Origin of the sequence: Variovorax boronicumulans (assembly GCF_019352895.1) — a bacterium.
Lineage (GTDB): Bacteria > Pseudomonadota > Gammaproteobacteria > Burkholderiales > Burkholderiaceae_C > Variovorax > Variovorax boronicumulans_A.
The window spans coordinates 1,307,787-1,326,802 of sequence record NZ_JAAAFX010000009.1; the positions used below are offsets into that span (position 1 = coordinate 1,307,787).

Genomic DNA, 19,016 nt, shown 5'->3' on the forward strand with positions numbered 1-19,016 from the left:
GGAAATTCAGACGGTTTCGGCGGCGCGCTCGCTGCTGCTGCCGAAGCGCTTGTCGATGTAGGTTTCGACCAGCTGATGGAATTCGTTGGCGATATTGTCGCCGCGCAGCGTGAGCGCCTTTTCGCCGTCGATGAAGACCGGCGCGGCCGGTGCTTCGCCGGTGCCCGGCAGGCTGATGCCGATGTCGGCATGCTTGCTCTCGCCCGGGCCGTTGACGATGCAGCCCATCACCGCCACCTTGAGCGTCTCGACGCCCGGGTACTTCTTGCGCCAGACCGGCATCTGCAGCCGCAGGTAGTCGTCGATCTGCTTGGCCAGCTCCTGGAAGGTGGTGCTGGTGGTGCGGCCACAGCCCGGGCAGGCCGTGACGCTGGGCACGAAGATGCGCAGGCCCAGCGCCTGCAGGATCTCGTTGGCGATCACCACCTCCTGCGTGCGCGCCTCGCCCGGCTGCGGCGTGAGCGACACGCGGATGGTGTCGCCGATGCCCTCCTGCAGCAGGATCGACAGCGCCGTGGCCGAGGCCACCGTGCCCTTGGTGCCCATGCCGGCTTCGGTCAGGCCCAGGTGCAGCGGATAACTGCAGCGCTTCGCCAGCTCGCGGTAGACCGAGATCAGGTCCTGCACGCCGCTCACCTTGCAGCTCAGGATGATCTGGTCGCCGTTCATGCCCATCGATTCGGCCAGCTTGGCCGAATCGATGGCCGAGGTGATCAGCGCCTCGTACATCACCGACTTGGCTTCCCAGGGCGCAGCACGCTGGCTGTTGATGTCCATCAGGTGGGCCAGCAGTTCCTGGTCGAGGCTGCCCCAGTTCACGCCGATGCGCACCGGCTTGTTCCAGCGCATCGCGGCTTCGATCATCTGGCCGAACTGCTTGTCCTTCTTGTCGCCCTTGCCCACGTTGCCGGGGTTGATGCGGTACTTCGACAGCGCCTCGGCGCAGGCCGGATAGTCGGTCAGCAGCCGGTGGCCGTTGTAGTGGAAGTCGCCGATCAGCGGCACGTCGATGCCCATGCGGTCGAGCTGCTCGCGGATGTAGGGCACCTGCGCCGCGGCCTCGGGCGTGTTGACCGTGATGCGGACCATCTCAGAACCGGCGATCGCCAGCTCCTTGACCTGGATCGCGGTGCCGATCGCGTCCACCGTGTCGGTGTTGGTCATCGACTGCACGCGCACCGGGGCGTCGCCACCCACGGTCACGGTGCGCGCGCCCCATACCACGCTGGCCTGGCGCGAGCGCCGTGCCGCAGGCGCGGCCGGTGCGACAGGCAGGCAGCCGAAGCTGTCCGCGGGAAGGCTCGACGGGATCTGGCTCATGGCTTGACCTCAAAACGGGCGACACCACCGGAGCGCGCCAGGGGTGTCAGATCGAAGGGCTTTCCGCGCACCTGCACCTCGACGCCACCGGCACGGCCCACCACCACCGACAGGGGCAGCGTGCCGCCCACGCCGACGGTCTCGCCCGCGCGCACGGTGCGGCGCAGCACCGGCTTGCCGCCGGCATCGTTCACGGTAATCCAGGAATCCTCGCGCACCACGAAGACCAGCACGTCGTTTCCGACCGGCGCCGGCGCGGGCGTGGCGGCCACGGGCGGTGCGGGCTCGGCCACGGGTGGGGCCACAGGCGCGGTCGGCTCGACCGCCGCCACGGGTGCGACCGGGGCCTCGAGCACGGTGCCACCCGGCCCCGCCTCGGTCGACGGGGCGCGCTGGCCCGCGGTGAAACCGGAGACCCATTGCCCCAGGCGCTCGAAGGCGCCGGAGGGCAGCCAGAACAGCGCTGCGGCACCGGCCAGCAGCAGGCCGACGACGATCAGCACCGCACGCGACGGCAGCCCCCCGATGGCGCGCGAGCGGCTGCGCGGCGCGCTCGAGCGGAAACTGCTGCTGATGCTGCGATCGGCCTCGGCCAGGCCCGGCCGCACGGCACCCGGCAGCTTGGCCAGCACCGGTGCCGGATCGACGTGCAGCGCACGGCAGACACTGGCGGCCAGCGCGCGCGCGAACACCGGATCGGGCAAGGCACCGATGTCGTCGTTCTCCAGGGCCTGCAGCTTCTGCGGCGACACCTTGAGCGCCGCGGCTACCACGTCGATGGGCAGGTTGTGCGCCTCGCGCGCTTCGCGCAGCAGGTCGCCGGCGGTCTTGTTCGTACTGTCGCCAGGGATCAGCGGTGGCGTCTGGGTGGTACCGAATTCACTCGCCCGTTCAATCATCGAAATTCCCACGTTCGTACGCAATCGCCTCCCGCGACTGGGGGAAGCGCCGCTGCAGTTGCCCGCCCAGCTGCGCCATGGCCTCGCGGCTTCCCAGTCGGCGCTCGATCTTGATGCCGAGCCACAAGGTCTCCGCGTTGGCCGACGGCCCGTTGTTCACGCGGCGCACATAGAACTGTGCACGCGACCAATCCTGGCGCTGGGCCAGCAAGGTCGCGAGGTTGAAACCGATCATCGGATTGCCGGCATCGATCTCGTACGCCTGCGACAGCGAGCGCTCCGCCTCGGCGAGCTGGCCCGCGCGCATCTGGCAGAGGCCCTGCGTCATCAGCGTCTTGGCGCGCTCGGTGTAGGTCGGCACGGCCAGCGCCGCGCTGAACTGCTGGGCCGCATCGCCATAGCGGTTCTGCTGGCACAGCAGCCAGCCGTAGTTGTGCAGAGTGTTGGGCTCGCGCGGATTGAGCGCGATGGCGCGGCGGAAGCTGTCCTCGGCCAGCCCCGCATCGTCGAGCCGCATGTAGACCAGGCCGCGCAGGTTGTAGGCATCGGCGAAGCTCGGATCGGCCGACAGCGACTGCTTGATCTCGTCGAGCGCCACGGTGGTCTGGCCGGCTTCGAAATAGCCGATGGCGAGTTCGAGCCGCAAACGCGCGCGCCGACGGCCGTTGGGCTCGTCCGACGCCGTCACGATGTCGGCGCCATTGCCCGCGGTGCTCGCGGTGTTCGCGACCGACGTCGCCCCTCCCTTGCCGGTGCCGGCGCAGCCGGCGAGCAGCACGGCCAGCAAGGCGCCGAAGGCCCCCTGCATCACGTGCCATGGCGAAATCGGGAAGGCCAGGCGCATGGTTGTCAGTGTCCCTGTGAAACCGGCGGCGCCGGCGAAACCTTGGAAGCGGTCGCTGGGACCGGATGCAGCATCACCGTGCGCCGCTGCGCCATGCGCTCGGCCGCGTGGGTGCGGTCCTTGACATCGCCGGCCAGCTGGCCGCACGCCGCGTCGATGTCGTCGCCGCGCGTCTTGCGCACGGTGGTCACGATGCCCGCCTCGCTGAGCGCCTTGGCAAACGCCAGCACGCGCGGCTGCGGCGAACGCAGCAGCCCGGACGCGGGGAAGGGGTTGAAGGGAATCAGGTTGAACTTGCAGGAGATGCCGGTGCTGCGCACCAGTTCCACCAGCTGCTTCGCATGCTCGGGTTGGTCGTTCACGCCGTCGAGCATGCAGTACTCGAAGGTGATGAAGTCGCGCGGCGCATGCGCCAGGTAGCGCTGGCAGGCTTCGAGCAGTTCGGCGATCGGGTACTTGCGGTTGAGCGGCACCAGGTCGTCACGCAGCGGATCGTTCGGGGCGTGCAGCGATACCGCCAGCGCCACCGGGCAATCGGCACCGAGCCGGTCGATCATCGGGACCACGCCCGAGGTCGACACCGTCACGCGACGGCGCGACAGGCCGTAGGCGTTGTCGTCGAGCATGGTGCGCAGCGACGGCACCAGCGCCGTGTAGTTCTGCAAGGGCTCCCCCATGCCCATCATCACGACGTTCGAGATCACCCGGTCGTCGCGCTTGAGGTGCTGGCGCAGGAAATGTTCGGCAAACCACAGCTGCGCCGTGATTTCGCCAGTCCGCAGATTGCGGCTGAAGCCCTGGTGGCCGGTCGAGCAGAAACGACAGCCGACGGCACACCCGGCCTGGGACGACACGCACAAGGTGCCACGGTCGCCCTCTGGAATGAAGACAGCTTCGACGGCATTGCCGTCACCCACGTCGAACAGCCACTTGATGGTGCCGTCGGTGGATTCATGCTGCGTGATGACCGACAGCGCCTCGACGCGGGCCGTGGTCGCGAGCTTCTCGCGCAACGACTTGGCCAGATCGGTCATCTGCGCGAAATCGCTCGCGCCCCGCTGGTGGATCCAGCGGAACAGCTGCGTCGCGCGAAAACGTTTTTCGCCCAGTTTTTCGCAGAACGCGGCCAACCCCTCCAGATCGAACTCGAGCAGATTGACCGTGGTCATGCGAACACCCCCATGCCCGAGCAAGGCCAGGCGCATGCGCAGGCACCCGCGGAACCGGCTTCGCCGGGCCGCGGGGTGCGCCCCCTCGAGAGGGAGACGCCGCAGGCGCTTCGGGGGTGGCTCATATTCAGCGTGCGTAGACGTTGAGGCCGGCGAAGAAGAAGGCGATTTCGTTGGCAGCGGTTTCCGGTGCGTCCGAGCCGTGCACGGCGTTGGCATCGATGCTGTCGGCGAAGTCGGCGCGGATGGTGCCGGCGTCTGCCTTCTTGGGATCCGTCGCGCCCATCAGGTCGCGGTTCTTGGCGATGGCGTTTTCGCCTTCGAGCACTTGCACGAACACCGGGCCGGAGATCATGAACTCGACCAGGTCCTTGAAGAAGGGACGTGCGCTGTGCACGGCGTAGAACTGCTCGGCTTCGGCGCGCGACAGATGCACCAGCTTGCCGGCGGCGATCTTGAGGCCGGCGGCTTCAAAGCGGGAGACGATCTTGCCGATGACGTTCTTGGCGACTGCGTCGGGCTTGATGATGGAAAGGGTGCGTTCGATGGCCATGGAGAAGTTGCTTCCTGAGCAGTTGATGTCGAAAAAGGAACGTCCGCGGCACCGACAAACCGGTCCGCGGAGTTGAAAAAGCCTCTGATTTTAACCGTCCGGCCGCCTGCGGCCCGCCACACAGAGGCGAAAAACCGCAGGCAGAGGCCGTGATCAGCGTCCGCTGCGGCGGCGCGAGCCTGCCGGACCGCCGAAGCCGCCCCCGCCGCCACCGCGGCGCGGCGCACCCTGGCGCTGCTCCTTGCGCTGGCGCGAGAAGCTGTCGGCGCCGATGTAGCCCACCGACGTCTTCATCGGATCGGGTTGCGCACCGCCGGGTGCGCGGTCCTCGCCCGGCGCGCGGCCATTGCCGCCACCGCCACCACCGTTGCCGGGCCCGTTGCCCCGACGCTTCTGCTGCGGACCGCCCGCGTTGCCGCCGCGTCCGCGATCGCCGCCACGCGCGCCCTGCGGGCCGTTGCCCCCGGGTGCCGGTGGCCCGCCGGCATTGCGGCCGCCGCGGCGCTTCTTGTTGTTGTCGCCACGGCCGTTGTTGCCGCGGCCACCGCCCTCGGCACCCTGCTCGCGCGGACCGGCCGGCGCACGCGACGCGCCGCCAGCGGCCGCCTGGAACAGCGAACGGATGTCGCGCTCGTCGAGTTCCATCCAGGCACCGCGCTTGAGCCCGCGCGGCAGCAGCATCGCACCGTAGCGGATGCGGATCAGCCGGCTGACCGCATGGCCCACCGACTCGAACAGCCGGCGCACCTCGCGGTTGCGGCCCTCGGAGATGGTGACGCGGTACCAGTGGTTGGAGCCTTCGCCACCGCCCTCCTCGATGCTGCCGAACTGAGCCATGCCGTCGTCCAGGCGCACGCCTTCGAGCAGCTTCTTCTTCTCTTCGGCATTGAGGGCGCCCAGCACGCGCACGGCGTACTCGCGCTCCAGGCCGAAGCGCGGATGCATCAGCTGGTTGGCCAATTCGCCCGAGCTGGTGAACAGCAGCAGGCCTTCGGTGTTCAGGTCGAGCCGGCCCACCGATTGCCACTTGCCCTGCTGCAGGCGCGGCAGCTTGCGGAACACGGTCGGACGGTTCTGCGGATCGTCGTGCGTGACGACCTCGCCGACCGGCTTGTGGTAGGCGATCACGCGCGCCGGCGGCGGATCGATGCGGAAGCGGATCGGCTTGCCGTTGATCTTGACCTGGTCGCCGTACTGGATGCGCTGGCCGATGTGGGCCGGCTCGCTGTTGACCGAGATCCGGCCCTGCAGGATCAGCGCTTCCATCTCGAGACGCGAACCCAGGCCGGCCTGCGCCAGCACCTTGTGCAGCTTGGGCGAGTCGGCTTCGGGCAGCAGCACGCGCTTGAGCGGCGGCACCTCGACGCTCTCCTCGTCGGCATCGAACTGGCCGGAGATGACGTCGGCGAAACGGATCGGCTCGGTGGGCGGCGCATTGCGGCGCTCGCGGTCGGCGATGCGGCGGGCGCGGTCGAGTTCGTCCTCTTCCTCGTCCGGCTCGTCCTCCTCATCCTCATCCTGTTCGTCCCGATCGTCGGCCTGGACCGGCTCGCGCACCGGCTGCGGGGCAGCGACGGGCGCCGCGACGGGGGTCGGCGCGGCAACGACCGGCGCTTCGCCCGGCTCCGACGCGGCAGCCACGCCCTCGGGCGCAGCCACCGCTTCCGCCGCAGGCTTGCGCGCGCGCGGCTTGCGAGGCTTGCGCACGGGCGCAGCATCGGCGGCCGACGCGTCCACGCTCGCGCCCTCGCCGCCCGGCGCATTCAGCGCTGCCGGCGCGGTCTTTTCTTCAGCGGGAAGGGGGGCCGGCGGCAGCACCGCGTCATCGGATTCGGAGGAGCTCATGGATTTTTTCCGGAGGGCACGGTGGGTGCGTCGGGGCCGTCTGTGGCGGCAACGTCAGGGTCGGGAACGACCGGGGATTCGGCGAGGGTCTCGCCTTCAGCGAACAGGCCGGAAGGCGGGTCGCTGGCGGGTATGGGGGGAGCAGCGTCGTCGGCCGGCGCTGCAGGCGATTCGGCGGAGGGCTCGGCCGGGAGCGCGACGGCGCCGCCCTCCTCTTCTTCCAGCACGTCCATCGGCAGCGCCGCCTGCTCCGGGTCCGCGGCGCCGGTCAAGGCGTCGAGCAGGGCGTTGTGCTGGGCCGGGCTTTCGATCACCGGCAGCTGATCGAGCGAGGCCAGGCCCAGGTCGTCGAGGAACTGGCGGGTGGTGGCGAACAGCGCCGGTCGGCCGACCGTCTCGCGGTGGCCGATGACCTCGACCCAGTTGCGGTCCTCGAGCTGCTTGATGATCATCGAATTGATCGTGACGCCCCGGATGTCCTCCATGTCGCCGCGCGTGACCGGCTGGCGGTAGGCAATGATCGCCAGCGTCTCCAGCGCGGCGCGGGTGTAGCGCGGCGGCTTTTCGGGGTGCAGGCGGTCGAGATGGTCGCGCATCTCCGGCCGGCTCTGGAAGCGCCAGCCACTGCCGACGCTCACGAGCTCGAGGCCGCGCTGAGCCCAGTCTTCCTGAAGCTCGATCAACAACGACTTGATGGTGTCCGCGCCCAGTTCGTCTTCGAACAGCACACGCAGCTCGCGCACTGGCAGGGGCTGCGTCGAACAGATCAAGGCGGTTTCAAGAATGCGCTTGGCATCCGCCGTATTCATGGTTCGCGTTATCCGGAAAAAGGCGCCAGCGGCGCACGTTCAGGTGGATGGAAGTCTCGGAATGGAGAAGCGGCGTTGCCGCCGGCACGCGGCGGGCAGAACGCAAGGCCGACACTGAAGGCCGGCGCGGCACTCGGGCCGTCAGGCGCGATTGTAGTCGAGGCCCCAGGTCTGGAAGGCTTCCTGCAAATCGGCGGGCGGCGGCGCGAGAAAGACCATCGGCTGCCGGGTCTGCGGATGGACGAAGGCCAGCCGGAAGGCGTGCAGGCCCTGCCGGCTCAGGCCGGCCGCCGGGGCGCCACCATACAGCGCATCGCCGACCAGCGGATGGCCGATCGACGCCATGTGCACGCGGATCTGGTGCGTGCGGCCGGTTTCCAGCGTGCAGCGCACCGCACAACCGTCGTTGGTGCCGTCGAGCCGCTCGATCAGCGTGCGTGCCGTCTTGCCCGGATGGCGCTGCAGATCGACCACCGCCATGCGCAGCCGGTTGCGCGGATCGCGCCCGATCGGCGCATCGACCTGGCGCGCGGCGGCGCCCTGCCAGGGCTTGTGCGCCAGCGCCAGGTACTGGCGCGAGACGTCGCGAGCGGCGATCAGCTGCACCAGCGCGTCCATCGTGGCGCGCGTGCGCGCCACCACCATCAGGCCGCTGGTGTCGCGGTCGAGGCGGTGCACGATGCCCGCGCGCGGCAGCAGCGCCGCCTGCGGGTCCAGCGCCAGCAGGCCATTGAGCAGCGTGCCGCTCCAGTGGCCGGGCGCCGGATGCACCACCAGCCCGGCCGGCTTGTCGATCACTCGCAGGTGGGCATCCTCGTGCACCACGCGGATGTCCATGGCCTCGGCCTTGAAGGCCTGGCTCTGCGGCGTGGGCCGCAATTCGATCTGGCCGGCCTCCCCCACATGCACCGTGGCCGACGCCTTGGTAACCACGCGGCCCTTGAGCAGCACGGCGCCGGCGTCGATGAGCTGCTGCAGGTAGCTGCGGGAGAACTCGGGAACCAGCACGGCCAATGCACGGTCCAAGCGCTGGCCGTGCTGCGCCACGCCGATGGCGAAAGCGCGCAGCTCGCTGGCCTCGCCAGGGTCAGCCCCTTCTTCGACTTCGGTCGGGTCGGCCAGGGGGAAAGCGCCACCCGAAGGGGCGGTCGATATAATCGAGGGCAGTTGTTTCAAGAAAGCTTCATGTGATGTTTCGCGTCAAATTATCGGTTGTCCCGAGCTGGATGGTGCTTTGCGCCGCGGCATGGCTGGTGGCCGGCTGCTCGACCACCAAGGTCGACCAGACCGCGAACTGGAGCCCCAACAAGATCTACACCGAAGCCAAGGACGAAGCCGGCTCCGGCGCCTTCGACAAGGCCATCCCGCTGTACGAGAAGCTCGAAGGCCGCGCGGCCGGCACGCCGCTCGCCCAGCAGGCCCAGCTCGAGAAGGCCTACGCGCAGTACAAATCCGGCGAAAAGCCCGCCGCCGTCGCGACCCTCGATCGTTTCATGAAGCTGCACCCGGCGAGCCCGGCGCTCGACTACGCGCTGTACCTCAAGGGCGTGATCAACTTCAACGACGATCTCGGCATGTTCGCGTTCATGACGCGCCAGGACCTGTCGGAACGCGACCAGAAGGCGGCCAAGGAGTCGTTCCAGGCCTTCAAGGAACTGGTCACGCGCTTCCCCGAATCGCGCTACACGCCCGATGCCCGCCAGCGCATGAACTACGTGGTCAATTCGCTGGCCCAGTACGAAGTGCACGTGGCGCGCTACTACTACCAGCGCGGCGCCTACTTGGCGGCCATCAACCGCTCGCAGCTGGCGCTGGCCGACTACCGCGAGGTGCCGGCCCTCGAGGAAGCGCTGTACATCATGGTGCAGTCCTATTCCGCCCTGGGCCTCGACGACCTGCGCGACGATGCCAAGCGCGTGCTGACGACCAACTACCCCCAGAGCGAATACCTCTCGCGCGGCTTCCGCACGAAGGACGATCCGTGGTGGAAGCTCTGGTAATCACCGGCTGAGCCGAGGCGCGCCCGAACGCGCTCAGGCCAGGTCGCCGGCCCGGAGTTCGGCCACGGCCGCATCGAAATCCGCCTCCCCCTCGAGCCGCCGCATGGGCGGCAAGGCCGCCACCAGCCGGCGGCCATAGCCCATCACGGCCAGCCGGGTGTCGCAGATGGCCAGCACGCCTCGGTCCGACTCGCGCCGGATCAGGCGCCCGGCGCCCTGCTTGAGCGCCACCGCCGCCTCGGGCAGCGAATAGTCACCGAAGGCATTGCGCCCCTGCGCTTCCAGGCGCTGCGAGCGCGCCTCCACCAGCGGATCGTTGGGCGGCGGAAAGGGCAGCTTGTCGATCACCACCAGCTGCAGTGCATCGCCGGGCGCATCAAAGCCCTCCCAGAACGAGGCCGAGGCCACCAGCACGCAGCCGGCGCGGCCACCGCTCGCGCCCTCGCGGAAACGATCCATCAGCACGCGCTTGGGCAGTTCGCCCTGCACCAGCACCTCCGGCCGCCGATCGGGCGGCTCGCCCTCGAGCCGGCGGCGCATCTCGTCGCCGATGGTGCGCAGCGCGCGCAAGGTGGTGGTCAGCACCAGCGTGCGGCCACCCAGCGCCGCGGCACCGCGCGCGGCCAGCGCCGCCACGCGCGCGCCGTGCGCCGGATCGTTGGGCTTGGGGAAATCGCGCGGCACGTAGAGCGCGGCCTGCCGTGCGTAGTCGAAGGGGCTCTGGACCCGCAGCACCTCGGCATCGGTCAGGCCGCAGGGTTCGGTGAACCAGCGCAGCTGCGGGTCGTCGCCCAGCGTGGCCGAGGTGAAGACCCAGGCCCGCCCGCGGTCCTCGGCATCGTCCGAATCCTTCTTCAACACGCGCTTGCGCACCGCCTCCGCGATGTCCAGCGGCGACTCGACCAGCCGCAGCTGCGCGCCCACGTCGACCCAGCGCACCGAGCCCAGCGCGCAGGGCTGCGCGAAGCGGTCGACCCGCGCGGCCAGCTGCTGGGCGCGCTCGTGCAGGCGCACGAAGTCCGGCGAGATCTCGCTCACGGTCGCCAGCCCTTCGGCGGCGTCCTCGAAAGCCTGCTGCAGTTCGTCGAGCGCGTCCTGCCACGGCGCCTGGGCGACTCCCTCGGGGGCCGGGCCGGCCCAGCGCAGCTTGGCGCCCGGCCATTGCTGGCCGACCGACATCCGCAGCTCGCGCGCACCACGCTCGACCGCCGCCACCAGCGAGGTCCAGTCGACCAGCCCCCGGGCATGCTGCAAGCCGGCCGCGAGCACGTCGCGCGCGAAGTCGAGCGCCTGGCCGCTGCCCATCTGCACGCCGAGGAACTGCACGCCGGTCTCGTTGAGCTGGTGGGCCTCGTCGAAGACCACCACGCGCACCGAAGGCAGCAGCTCGGCCATGCCCGACTCGCGCACCGCGAGATCGGCGAAGAACAGGTGATGGTTGATGACCACCACGTCGGCGGCCAGCGCCTCGCGCCGCGCCGCATTGACGTGGCAGGGCTTGAACTGCGGGCACTGGGCGCCCAGGCAGTTCTCGCGCGTCGAGGTGATCAGCGGCAGCAGCGGCGAGCGTTCGTCCAGGCCCGGCAGCTCGGCCAGGTCGCCGGTGCGGGTGGCGGTGGCCCACTGCTCGATCTTGGCCAGCGTGCGCAGGCTGCCGCGCTCGGGCAGCGAAGCATCGTGGCGCGCCTGCCCCAACCGGTGCTGGCACAGGTAGCTGCCGCGTCCCTTGAGCAGGGCCATGCGCACCGGCAGCTTCAGGGCATCGACCAGCCGCGGCAGATCGCGGCCGAAGAGCTGGTCCTGCAGTGTCTTGGTGGCGGTCGAGAGCAGCACGCGTTCGCCGCTGAGCAGCGCCGGCACCAGATAGGAGAAGGTCTTGCCGACGCCGGTGCCGGCCTCGACCACCAGCACGCCGCCTTCGTCGATGGTGCGTGCCACGGCCAGCGCCATCTGGGTCTGGCCGTGGCGTTCACGGAACTCGTCGGCCGCGTGCGAGAGCGCGCCGCCTTCCGCGAACACCTCGGCCACCATCTCGGACAGGCCACCCGCCGCGGCCCGCGGCCGATCGGCCGACGGCGCGCCGCCCATCAGCGCCGCATCGTCCTCATCGTCGTCCCAGGCCGACCCGGCACCGGTGTCGGATGCCATCAGGCCGGCTCTTTCGGGTCCGTCGCCCGCTCGAGGCGCGCGATCTGATCGCGCAGTGCCAGGCGGCGTTTCTTGAGGCGACGCAACAGCAGTTCGTCCTGCGGCATCAGGCCGTCCAGTCGATCGACGGTGGCGTCGAGATCGGCATGCTCCATGCGCAATGCGATCAGCTGGCGGGAAGGGGAATGAAGATTGGAGTCCAAGGAGCGCAATAAGTCGGACATCGGCATTGACCGATGCCTGGCGCAGTCGGCGACGGCGCAGCTTCACTCGATAATACGTCCTCGCATCGCCTCCGCGATGCCCGCCCTTCTCAGCGCGCCATTGGCGCATCAGCGCCATGACACGAGGTTTCAGACTCTCCGCCGCGACCGCCCTGCACAAGGGCGACAGGCCCTATCAGCAGGACCAGGTCGCCGTGCTCAGCCATCCTCGCGCCGTCGGTTGCGTGCTGGGCGTGATCGCCGACGGCATGGGCGGCCGCAGCGGTGGCCGCAAGGCCTCCGACCAGGTGCTCATGACCGCGCAGCAGCTGTTCGCCCGCTATCGCCCCGTGCACGACGACGCCTCGGCCCTGCTGCGCCAACTGCTCGAAGAAGCGCACACCGTCATCAAGCTCACGGCCCTGTCGAGTGAACAGGAGCCGCACAGCACGCTGGCCGCCTTCCTCGTGAACCCGAAGGGCGACTGCACCTGGATTCATGCCGGCGATTCGCGCATCTACCATTTCCGCCACGGCCGGCTGGTTCGGCGCACCCGCGACCATTCCTACGTCCAGACGCTGATCGATCGCGGCGAGATCACCGAAGCGCAGGCCAATGCGCACCCGCAGGCCAACATCCTGCTCGGCTGCCTCGGGATGACCACCACACCGCCGCCAGTGGAACTCCACTTCATTCCCCAGCTGGAACCCGGCGACCTGCTGCTGGCCTGCAGCGACGGCCTGTGGCACTACTTCGACAACGAGGAGATGGGCGCGGTGCTGGCCGAACAGCCGCCGCGCGCCGCCGTCGAGCTGCTGGTGGACGAAGTGCGGCGCCGCGCACGCGGCGGCGGCGACAACATCTCGCTGGCGGTTCTCAAGGTCGAAGCGCTGCCCGACGACACGGCACACTAGGCGCCGCGTCGAAAGACGACCGTCGCCGTCTTCATGCGCCAGGCCAGCCGCGTGACGAACAGACCGATCGCCATCGGGAACAGCCCGAAGACGCCCAACGCCAGCACGATGCCCCAGGTGTTCTGGAAGTCGGCCACCCGCGCCTGCGCGGGATCGGCCGGGTCGTAGCGCACGGACACCGTATCACCCGAAGCCCTGCCGGGTGCGCTGCCACCCAGGCCCTTGAGGCTGCGCTTCTGGCCGTCGGCCGCGATGTACTCGACCACCGGCGCGCGCGTCTCCGTGGTGCGGCCGCCGAGAGGGGTGCTGCGCTCGATCACGTAGCGCTGCAGACGGCCTTCCACGCCGATCGTGCCCGCCAGGGAATGGTAGCGATCCCAGCCCACCACGGCCGCGCCGATCAAGGCCGTACCGCCGATCAGCAGGGCAGGCAGGCCGACGCCCCAGAGGAACCTGCGGCGAGAGAACAGGAAGGCGCCTAGCGCCAGCCCGGCGAACAGCGCGTACTTGAACGCGGTCAACGCGCAACGTACGAGCTCGTCATCCATGGGGGCAGGACCCGTTCAACGCCGCGTGCGCTGGCCGTCGCGGGTCGGCAGGCCCATGTTGGCGCGCTGGCGATCGATGCGCACCTGCTTGCGCCGGGCCTCGCGCTCCATCACCTTGCGCTTGGTGTAGCCCGACGAATCGGCCCAGGCCCACCACGCCAGCGCCAGCGCGAAGGGCGACAGCACGATCCACCAGCTCCAGCCGCCCACCGCGCCGACCTCGAAGTACTTGAGGCCCACGCCCAACAGACCCAACAACAAAAACCACATCGCGAATCCCTTCGGGGTTTGCAGGCAACGCGGACCGGGGCCTCGGCATGGCTACCTACAATCGCGTTGCATCGAATGTAACCCAGCCCTTACGAAGAACATCCCATGAAAAAAGTCCTGTCGGTCGCCCTCCTGGGCTTCGGCCTGGCGGCGCCGGCCTTCGCCGATCTGGCGCTGGCCACCTCGAAGAACTGCATGAGCTGCCATGCCGTGGAACGCAAGGTGCTCGGCCCCTCGTTCAAGGACGTGGCCGCGAAGTACAAGGACGACAAGGGCGCGGTCGACACCCTGGCCAACAAGATCCGCAAGGGCGGTTCGGGCGTCTGGGGACCGGTGCCGATGCCGGCCAACAACCAGGTCAGCGAAGCCGATGCCAAGAAGCTGGCGGGCTGGATCCTCTCGACCAAGTAGGCGCGTTCAGAAGCGCGGCTCGGCCCCGCCCGAACGGCGCTCGAGCCGGTCTTCGAGCTGGCCCATGTGCGCCGCCATGGTGTTGTCGGTCTGGTCACCACGCTGGCGCAGCGAAGCCTCCAGCTGCTCGACGCGCGCCAGCAGCGCCGCGTGGCGTTCGGCGTTGCGGCTCATGTGGGTGTTCTCCTGGGCTTCGAGGAAGTTGCGCAACTCGGTGAAGCGAGAGGCCTCGGCCTTGTCGGCCAGGTCGCGCTGGGTCTGCATCTCGCGCGTGTGGCGGCGCGTCTCGAGCAACACCGAACTCTGCAGGTAGACCACGTAGGCCACGAAGAGGATGCCCAGCAGCACCGTGAGGCCCAGCATGATCAGCCCCAGCGGCGCCGTGACCTGCATGAAGCCCAGCGACATCAGCACGGGGCTGGCCACCCAGCCCCAGTTGAGCGCGGCCAAGGCTGCGATCACCAGCACCACCAGCAACAAAACGCCTGTTCTCAGACCCATGCGGTCCTCCCTTTCGCCAAAGACAATGAAGACCGGGTTTTAACGCATGGGCCCCAAGGCCCTTGTGGGACAGCGGCGCGAGGGCCGCCGCCGCGCGCTCAGTAAGCCTTGCCCAACTGCTCGAGGATGGCCGGATTCTCCAGGGTCGAGGTGTCCTGCGTGATCGCCTCGCCCTTGGCCAGCGAACGCAGCAGGCGCCGCATGATCTTGCCGCTGCGCGTCTTGGGCAGGTTCTCGCCGAAGCGGATGTCCTTGGGCTTGGCGATCGGGCCGATCTCCTTGGCCACCCAGTTGCGCAGCTCGGTCGCGAGCTTCTTCGCTTCTTCGTCGCTGGTCGGGCGGCCGCGCTTGAGCACCACGAAGGCGCAGACCGCCTCGCCCGTCACGTCGTCGGGCCGGCCCACCACGGCGGCCTCGGCCACCAGGTCGGTCTTGGCCACCAGCGCTGATTCGATCTCCATCGTGCCCAGGCGGTGGCCCGAGACGTTGAGCACGTCGTCGATGCGGCCCGTGATGCGGAAGTAGCCGCGGTCCGCGCTGCGCACCGCGCCGTCGCCGGCCAGGTAGATCGTGCCGCCCATCTCCTCGGGGAAGTAGCTCTTCTTGAAGCGCTCGGGGTCGTTCCAGATGGTGCGGATCATCGAGGGCCAGGGCCGCTTGATCACCAGCATGCCGCCCGCGCCGTTGGGCAGGTCCTTGCCGGTCTCGTCGACGATGGCCGCCGCGATGCCCGGCAGCGCCAGCGTGCACGAGCCCGGCACCAGCGGCGTGGCGCCCGGCAGCGGCGTGATCACGTGGCCGCCGGTCTCGGTCTGCCAGAAGGTGTCGACGATCGGACATTTCTCGTGGCCGATGTTCCGGTGGTACCACATCCAGGCTTCCGGATTGATCGGCTCACCCACCGAGCCCAGGATGCGCAGGCTGGACAGGTCCCAGTTCTTCGGGTGCACCTTCTCGTCGGATTCGGCGGCCTTGATCAGCGAGCGGATCGCCGTGGGCGCGGTGTAGAAGATCGACACCTTGTGCTTCTCGATCATCTGCCAGAAGCGTCCCGCATGCGGGAAGGTCGGGATGCCCTCGAACACCACCTGCGTGGCACCGGCAGCCAGCGGGCCGTAGGCGACGTAGGTGTGGCCGGTGATCCAGCCGATGTCGGCGGTGCACCAGAACACGTCCTCGGGACGCAGGTCGAAGGTCCAGTCCATCGTGAGCTTGGCCCACAGCAGGTAGCCGCCGGTGGCGTGCTGCACGCCCTTGGGCTTGCCGGTCGAGCCCGAGGTGTAGAGGATGAACAGCGGATGCTCGGCGCCCACCGGTTCGGGCGGGCACTCGTGGCTCTGGCCTTCGAGCGCGGAGATGGCTTCGGTGAAGGTCTTGTCGCGGCCTTCGACACGCTTCCAGTCGCTGAGCGTGCGCTCGTAGACCAGCACGCTCTTGATCGATTCGCAGCCGCCCAGCGCGATGCCGTCGTCGACGATGGCCTTGAGCGGCAGCTCCTTGCCGCCGCGCAGCTGGTAGTTGGCGGTGATGACCGCGACCGCACCGGCGTCGATGATGCGTTCCTGCAGCGCCTTGGCCGAGAAGCCGCCGAACACCACGCTGTGGGTGGCGCCGATGCGCGCGCAGGCCTGCATCGCGATCACGCCCTCGACCGTCATCGGCATGTAGATGATGACGCGGTCGCCCTTCTGGATGCCCTCGGCCTTGAGTGCATTCGCGAACTGGCACACGCGGGTCAGCAGGTCGCGGTAGCTGATCTTCGTGACGCTGCCGTCGTCGGCCTCGAAGACGATCGCGGTCTTGTGCTCGACCGGCGTGCCCATGTGCTTGTCCAGGCAGTTGGCCGAGGCGTTGAGCTCGCCGTCGCCGAACCACTGGTAGAACGGTGCGTTGGATTCGTCGAGCGTGCGGGTGAAGGGCTTCGTCCAGTCCAGGTTCTCGCGTGCCAGCCGGGCCCAGAAGGCGTCGGGGTTCTGCGCGGCCTCGGCGCACAGTGCGTCATAGGCGGCCATGCCGCTGATGCGGGCGCCCTGCTGCGCGCGGGCGTCAGGCGGGAACACGCGGTTCTCGACCAGGACGGATTCGATGTTCGATGTTTGGCTCATTGTTGTCTCCTGCCGGGGGGATGGAATGCGGCCGTAATGTCGGGGTTGCCACTTACGGACGACTGACGAAGACATGGTAGCGCCCCGGTAAGGGCTTCTCCGCGACGTCATGGCGCCACCCCTAGAATCGCGCGTCCTCCGCTTCCCCCTTTCGCGATGTCCGCACCCGACCGTATCGATCCCCTGAACCCACCCGTCGCGCGCCGCTCCCCGCTGCGCCCGCTGCCCAAGCTGATCTTCGCGAGCCGCTGGCTGCAGCTGCCGCTGTACCTGGGCCTGATCATCGCGCAGGCGGTGTACGTGGTGCACTTCCTGGTCGAGCTGCTGCATCTGGTGGAGGCAGCCTTCGGCAGCCAGACCGCGCTGCAGGCGCTGATCAACAGCATCGGCTACAAGACCAGCGCGCCGGTCACCTCGCTCAACGAGACGGTGATCATGCTGGTGGTGCTGGCGCTGATCGACGTGGTGATGATCTCCAACCTGCTGATCATGGTGATCGTGGGCGGCTACGAGACCTTCGTGAGCCGCATGGAACTCGAAGGCCATCGCGACCAGCCCGAGTGGCTGAGCCATGTGAACGCCTCGGTGCTCAAGGTCAAGCTGGCCACGGCCATCATCGGCATCAGCTCGATCCACCTGCTCAAGACCTTCATCAACGCGGACAACTACACCGACCGCGTGCTGATCGCGCAGACCGTGATCCACATCACCTTCCTGCTGTCGGCCATCGCCATCGCCTACACCGACAAGCTCATGACGGGCAACGCGGCCCACGAAGACCTGTCGCACTGAGCCTGGCGCGCGCGCCCTACCCGGCCGGCAGCCGGTCCCAGGCCGGCGGCTCGGTGAAGCGCTCGGCCAGGAAGTCCAGCATGCTGCGCAGCGTGGCCGGCATGTGCTTGCGGGAGGCATACACCGCGTGCATGCCGATCGCCTGCGGCTCATGCGCGGGGAACAGCGGCACCAGCGCGCCCGACTGCAGCTGCGCCGGCGTGAGGTAGGTCGGCAGCATCGCGATGCCCGCGCCGGCGCGCGCCAGCTGCATCAGGCTCACCGCATCGTTGGCCGACACGTTGCCGCCCACCGCCACCGAGACGGGCGTGCCGTCGTCCTTGCGCGTGAAGTTCCAGAGGCTGCGGCTGAAGTAGGAATGCGTGAGGCAGTTGCGTTCGGCCAATTCCTCCACCTGCTGCGGCCGGCCATGCGCTTCCAGGTACGCCGGTGAGGCGCAGACCACCGAGCGGCACACGGTGAGCCGGCGCGCGATCAGGCTGGGATCGATCTCGGCCGCGGTGCGGATCGCGAGGTCGATGCGCTCGTCGACCAGGTTGACGGTGCGGTCCAGCAGCACCAGGTCGACCGTCACACCGGGATAGCGCCGCACATAGTCCGCGATCGCGTCGGCCAGCTGCGCCTGCGCGAAGGAGGTGCCGGCGGTGATGCGCAACTGGCCGCGCGGTGCCTCGGCCGGATTGCGCACGGCGGCCTGCATGTCGCCCGCGAGCTCCAGCACCTGGCGGCAGCGCGGCAGCAGTTCCTCGCCCGCGGCCGTGAGGCTCAGCCGGCGCGTCGTGCGGTGCAGCAGCCGCGCGCCGGTCCACTGTTCGAGCTCGGCCACGTAGCGCGTGACGACGGGGCGCGACATGTCGAGCTTGTCGGCCGCGGCCGAAAGGCTGCCGGCGTCCACCACGTGCACGAACACCCGCATCGCATTCAATCGGTCCATTCGAACGATTCTAGGAATAAACAAGCGCGAATTTCGAGGTATTTCTTTCGAAAGCAGAAACCTAAGATGCCATGCATCCCATCCACTTTCTCCTGGAGATTCCCATGAGCCACATCGCCATCATCGGCGCCACCGGACGCGCCGGCGGCCGACTTCTCGAGGAAGCGCTGCGCCGCGGCCACACCGTGACCGCCATCGCGCGCCATGCCAGCGCCAAGCTGGCCGGCCGCGCCAACGTCAAGGCCGTCGACCTCGACGTGCTCGACGGCGCCGCGCTCGAGAAGGCCCTGGCCGGCCACGACGCGGTGTTCAGCGCCGCGCATTTCGCGACCGTGCCGCCGGCCGCCATCATCGAGCCCGCGAAGCGCGCGGGCGTGAAGCGCCTGCTGGTGGTCGGCGGTGCGGGCAGCCTGTTCGCGGCGCCCGGCCTGAAGGTGATCGACACCCCGAACTTCCCCGAGGCCTACAAGGCCGAAGCCTCGGCCGGCGGCGTGTTCCTGGACGCGCTGCGCAACGAGAAGGCGCTGGACTGGACCTTCCTCTCGCCCTCGGCCGAATTCGTCGAAGGCGAGCGCACCGGCAAATTCCGCCTGGGCCAGGACGAACTGCTGTTGAGCGCTGCAGGCCGCAGCTGGATCAGCTTTGAGGACTACGCGATCGCGTTCATCGACGAACTGGAAAAGCCCGCGCATTCGCGCCAGCGCTACACGATCGGCTATTGAACGACAAGGACCCGCGAGGGTCCTTTTTT

At 68.8% G+C, this 19,016-nt stretch carries 20 protein-coding genes; 5 read left to right on the forward strand and 15 right to left on the reverse strand.

Annotated features, from left to right (window positions below; genetic code table 11):
• Nucleotides 1-6 precede the first annotated feature (6 nt).
• From ispG to K0H49_RS25220, 8 genes are all read right to left on the reverse strand, one after another.
• Nucleotides 7-1,320, reverse strand: a complete 1,314-nt coding sequence (gene ispG, locus K0H49_RS25185) for a flavodoxin-dependent (E)-4-hydroxy-3-methylbut-2-enyl-diphosphate synthase (protein WP_219218488.1) — start codon at nt 1,318-1,320, stop codon at nt 7-9.
• On the reverse strand, nt 1,317-2,219 hold the full coding sequence (locus tag K0H49_RS25190) for a helix-turn-helix domain-containing protein (protein WP_219218490.1): 903 nt from the start codon (nt 2,217-2,219) through the stop codon (nt 1,317-1,319). Before K0H49_RS25190 ends, ispG begins: the two co-directional genes overlap by 4 nt.
• Entirely contained in the window at nt 2,212-3,063 is an 852-nt protein-coding gene (gene pilW / locus K0H49_RS25195) for a type IV pilus biogenesis/stability protein PilW (RefSeq protein ID WP_219218492.1), read from the reverse strand. Before pilW ends, K0H49_RS25190 begins: the two co-directional genes overlap by 8 nt.
• A gap of 5 nt (nt 3,064-3,068) precedes the next feature.
• Nucleotides 3,069-4,232 (reverse strand): 23S rRNA (adenine(2503)-C(2))-methyltransferase RlmN, encoded by a 1,164-nt coding sequence (gene rlmN / locus K0H49_RS25200; RefSeq protein ID WP_219218494.1) that lies wholly within the window; start codon nt 4,230-4,232, stop codon nt 3,069-3,071.
• A gap of 127 nt (nt 4,233-4,359) precedes the next feature.
• Entirely contained in the window at nt 4,360-4,785 is a 426-nt protein-coding gene (ndk, locus tag K0H49_RS25205) for a nucleoside-diphosphate kinase (protein WP_219218496.1), read from the reverse strand.
• A 153-nt stretch (nt 4,786-4,938) separates the two neighbouring features.
• Nucleotides 4,939-6,630, reverse strand: a complete 1,692-nt coding sequence (locus K0H49_RS25210) for a pseudouridine synthase (protein ID WP_219218499.1) — start codon at nt 6,628-6,630, stop codon at nt 4,939-4,941.
• Nucleotides 6,627-7,439: an SMC-Scp complex subunit ScpB gene (scpB, locus tag K0H49_RS25215; protein WP_219218501.1), complete on the reverse strand. Its 813-nt coding sequence runs from the start codon at nt 7,437-7,439 to the stop codon at nt 6,627-6,629. Before scpB ends, K0H49_RS25210 begins: the two co-directional genes overlap by 4 nt.
• 141 nt (nt 7,440-7,580) lie before the next feature.
• Nucleotides 7,581-8,606 carry an RluA family pseudouridine synthase gene (locus K0H49_RS25220; RefSeq protein ID WP_374122430.1) on the reverse strand — a complete coding sequence of 342 codons (1,026 nt, stop codon included), beginning with the start codon at nt 8,604-8,606 and terminating at the stop codon, nt 7,581-7,583.
• A 23-nt stretch (nt 8,607-8,629) separates the two neighbouring features.
• Here K0H49_RS25220 and K0H49_RS25225 point away from each other — a divergent pair, with 23 nt between their 5' ends.
• Nucleotides 8,630-9,439: an outer membrane protein assembly factor BamD gene (locus tag K0H49_RS25225; RefSeq protein ID WP_219218504.1), complete on the forward strand. Its 810-nt coding sequence runs from the start codon at nt 8,630-8,632 to the stop codon at nt 9,437-9,439.
• 33 nt (nt 9,440-9,472) lie between these two features.
• On the opposite strand, the gene K0H49_RS25230 is transcribed toward K0H49_RS25225, so the two are convergent.
• Nucleotides 9,473-11,470 carry an ATP-dependent DNA helicase gene (locus tag K0H49_RS25230; RefSeq protein WP_219219175.1) on the reverse strand — a complete coding sequence of 666 codons (1,998 nt, stop codon included), beginning with the start codon at nt 11,468-11,470 and terminating at the stop codon, nt 9,473-9,475.
• 116 nt (nt 11,471-11,586) lie between these two features.
• Entirely contained in the window at nt 11,587-11,790 is a 204-nt protein-coding gene (locus K0H49_RS25235; protein WP_219219178.1) for a DUF465 domain-containing protein, read from the reverse strand.
• 137 nt (nt 11,791-11,927) lie between these two features.
• Between K0H49_RS25235 and K0H49_RS25240 the strand changes: the two genes are divergently transcribed.
• Complete coding sequence (locus K0H49_RS25240; RefSeq protein WP_219218506.1) at nt 11,928-12,704, forward strand: PP2C family protein-serine/threonine phosphatase; 777 nt, start codon at nt 11,928-11,930, stop codon at nt 12,702-12,704.
• Here the strand turns inward: K0H49_RS25240 and K0H49_RS25245 are convergent.
• Together K0H49_RS25245 and K0H49_RS25250 are read right to left on the reverse strand one after the other, a co-directional pair.
• Entirely contained in the window at nt 12,701-13,252 is a 552-nt protein-coding gene (locus K0H49_RS25245) for a DUF3592 domain-containing protein (RefSeq protein WP_219218508.1), read from the reverse strand. The two genes, K0H49_RS25240 and K0H49_RS25245, sit on opposite strands and share 4 nt — an antisense overlap.
• Before the next feature lie 15 nt (nt 13,253-13,267).
• Nucleotides 13,268-13,522 carry a TIGR04438 family Trp-rich protein gene (locus tag K0H49_RS25250; RefSeq protein WP_219218510.1) on the reverse strand — a complete coding sequence of 85 codons (255 nt, stop codon included), beginning with the start codon at nt 13,520-13,522 and terminating at the stop codon, nt 13,268-13,270.
• 105 nt (nt 13,523-13,627) lie between these two features.
• Here K0H49_RS25250 and K0H49_RS25255 point away from each other — a divergent pair, with 105 nt between their 5' ends.
• Nucleotides 13,628-13,933 carry a c-type cytochrome gene (locus tag K0H49_RS25255; protein WP_219218512.1) on the forward strand — a complete coding sequence of 102 codons (306 nt, stop codon included), beginning with the start codon at nt 13,628-13,630 and terminating at the stop codon, nt 13,931-13,933.
• A gap of 6 nt (nt 13,934-13,939) precedes the next feature.
• Here the strand turns inward: K0H49_RS25255 and K0H49_RS25260 are convergent, their stop codons facing one another.
• Entirely contained in the window at nt 13,940-14,434 is a 495-nt protein-coding gene (locus K0H49_RS25260; protein ID WP_219218514.1) for a LapA family protein, read from the reverse strand.
• Between the two features lie 98 nt (nt 14,435-14,532).
• Nucleotides 14,533-16,539, reverse strand: coding sequence for an acetate--CoA ligase (gene acs / locus K0H49_RS25265; RefSeq protein ID WP_219218522.1), 2,007 nt, complete (start codon nt 16,537-16,539; stop codon nt 14,533-14,535).
• Between the two features lie 156 nt (nt 16,540-16,695).
• Here acs and K0H49_RS25270 point away from each other — a divergent pair, with 156 nt between their 5' ends.
• The gene (locus K0H49_RS25270) at nt 16,696-17,331 is read left to right on the forward strand and encodes a YqhA family protein (protein ID WP_183028786.1); all 636 of its coding nucleotides are present in this window, start codon (nt 16,696-16,698) and stop codon (nt 17,329-17,331) included.
• 16 nt (nt 17,332-17,347) lie between these two features.
• On the opposite strand, the gene K0H49_RS25275 is transcribed toward K0H49_RS25270, so the two are convergent.
• Nucleotides 17,348-18,265, reverse strand: coding sequence for a LysR family transcriptional regulator (locus K0H49_RS25275; RefSeq protein WP_219218524.1), 918 nt, complete (start codon nt 18,263-18,265; stop codon nt 17,348-17,350).
• 104 nt (nt 18,266-18,369) lie between these two features.
• On the opposite strand from K0H49_RS25275, the gene K0H49_RS25280 reads away from it, so the two are divergent.
• Nucleotides 18,370-18,987 carry an NAD(P)-dependent oxidoreductase gene (locus K0H49_RS25280; RefSeq protein WP_219218527.1) on the forward strand — a complete coding sequence of 206 codons (618 nt, stop codon included), beginning with the start codon at nt 18,370-18,372 and terminating at the stop codon, nt 18,985-18,987.
• Nucleotides 18,988-19,016: the final 29 nt, after the last annotated feature.

Coding starts and splice junctions, on each gene's coding strand:
- K0H49_RS25230 (WP_219219175.1), bottom strand. CDS start 11,470: ATGGTGGCCGAGGTGTTCGCGGAAGGCGGCGCGCTCTCGCACGCGGCC.
- ispG (WP_219218488.1), bottom strand. CDS start 1,320: ATGAGCCAGATCCCGTCGAGCCTTCCCGCGGACAGCTTCGGCTGCCTG.
- K0H49_RS25210 (WP_219218499.1), bottom strand. CDS start 6,630: ATGAGCTCCTCCGAATCCGATGACGCGGTGCTGCCGCCGGCCCCCCTT.
- K0H49_RS25280 (WP_219218527.1), top strand. CDS start 18,370: ATGAGCCACATCGCCATCATCGGCGCCACCGGACGCGCCGGCGGCCGA.
- K0H49_RS25270 (WP_183028786.1), top strand. CDS start 16,696: ATGTCCGCACCCGACCGTATCGATCCCCTGAACCCACCCGTCGCGCGC.
- K0H49_RS25190 (WP_219218490.1), bottom strand. CDS start 2,219: ATGATTGAACGGGCGAGTGAATTCGGTACCACCCAGACGCCACCGCTG.
- K0H49_RS25275 (WP_219218524.1), bottom strand. CDS start 18,265: ATGGACCGATTGAATGCGATGCGGGTGTTCGTGCACGTGGTGGACGCC.
- K0H49_RS25245 (WP_219218508.1), bottom strand. CDS start 13,252: ATGGATGACGAGCTCGTACGTTGCGCGTTGACCGCGTTCAAGTACGCG.
- ndk (WP_219218496.1), bottom strand. CDS start 4,785: ATGGCCATCGAACGCACCCTTTCCATCATCAAGCCCGACGCAGTCGCC.
- scpB (WP_219218501.1), bottom strand. CDS start 7,439: ATGAATACGGCGGATGCCAAGCGCATTCTTGAAACCGCCTTGATCTGT.
- acs (WP_219218522.1), bottom strand. CDS start 16,539: ATGAGCCAAACATCGAACATCGAATCCGTCCTGGTCGAGAACCGCGTG.
- K0H49_RS25250 (WP_219218510.1), bottom strand. CDS start 13,522: ATGTGGTTTTTGTTGTTGGGTCTGTTGGGCGTGGGCCTCAAGTACTTC.
- rlmN (WP_219218494.1), bottom strand. CDS start 4,232: ATGACCACGGTCAATCTGCTCGAGTTCGATCTGGAGGGGTTGGCCGCG.
- K0H49_RS25255 (WP_219218512.1), top strand. CDS start 13,628: ATGAAAAAAGTCCTGTCGGTCGCCCTCCTGGGCTTCGGCCTGGCGGCG.
- pilW (WP_219218492.1), bottom strand. CDS start 3,063: ATGCGCCTGGCCTTCCCGATTTCGCCATGGCACGTGATGCAGGGGGCC.
- K0H49_RS25240 (WP_219218506.1), top strand. CDS start 11,928: ATGACACGAGGTTTCAGACTCTCCGCCGCGACCGCCCTGCACAAGGGC.
- K0H49_RS25225 (WP_219218504.1), top strand. CDS start 8,630: ATGTTTCGCGTCAAATTATCGGTTGTCCCGAGCTGGATGGTGCTTTGC.
- K0H49_RS25260 (WP_219218514.1), bottom strand. CDS start 14,434: ATGGGTCTGAGAACAGGCGTTTTGTTGCTGGTGGTGCTGGTGATCGCA.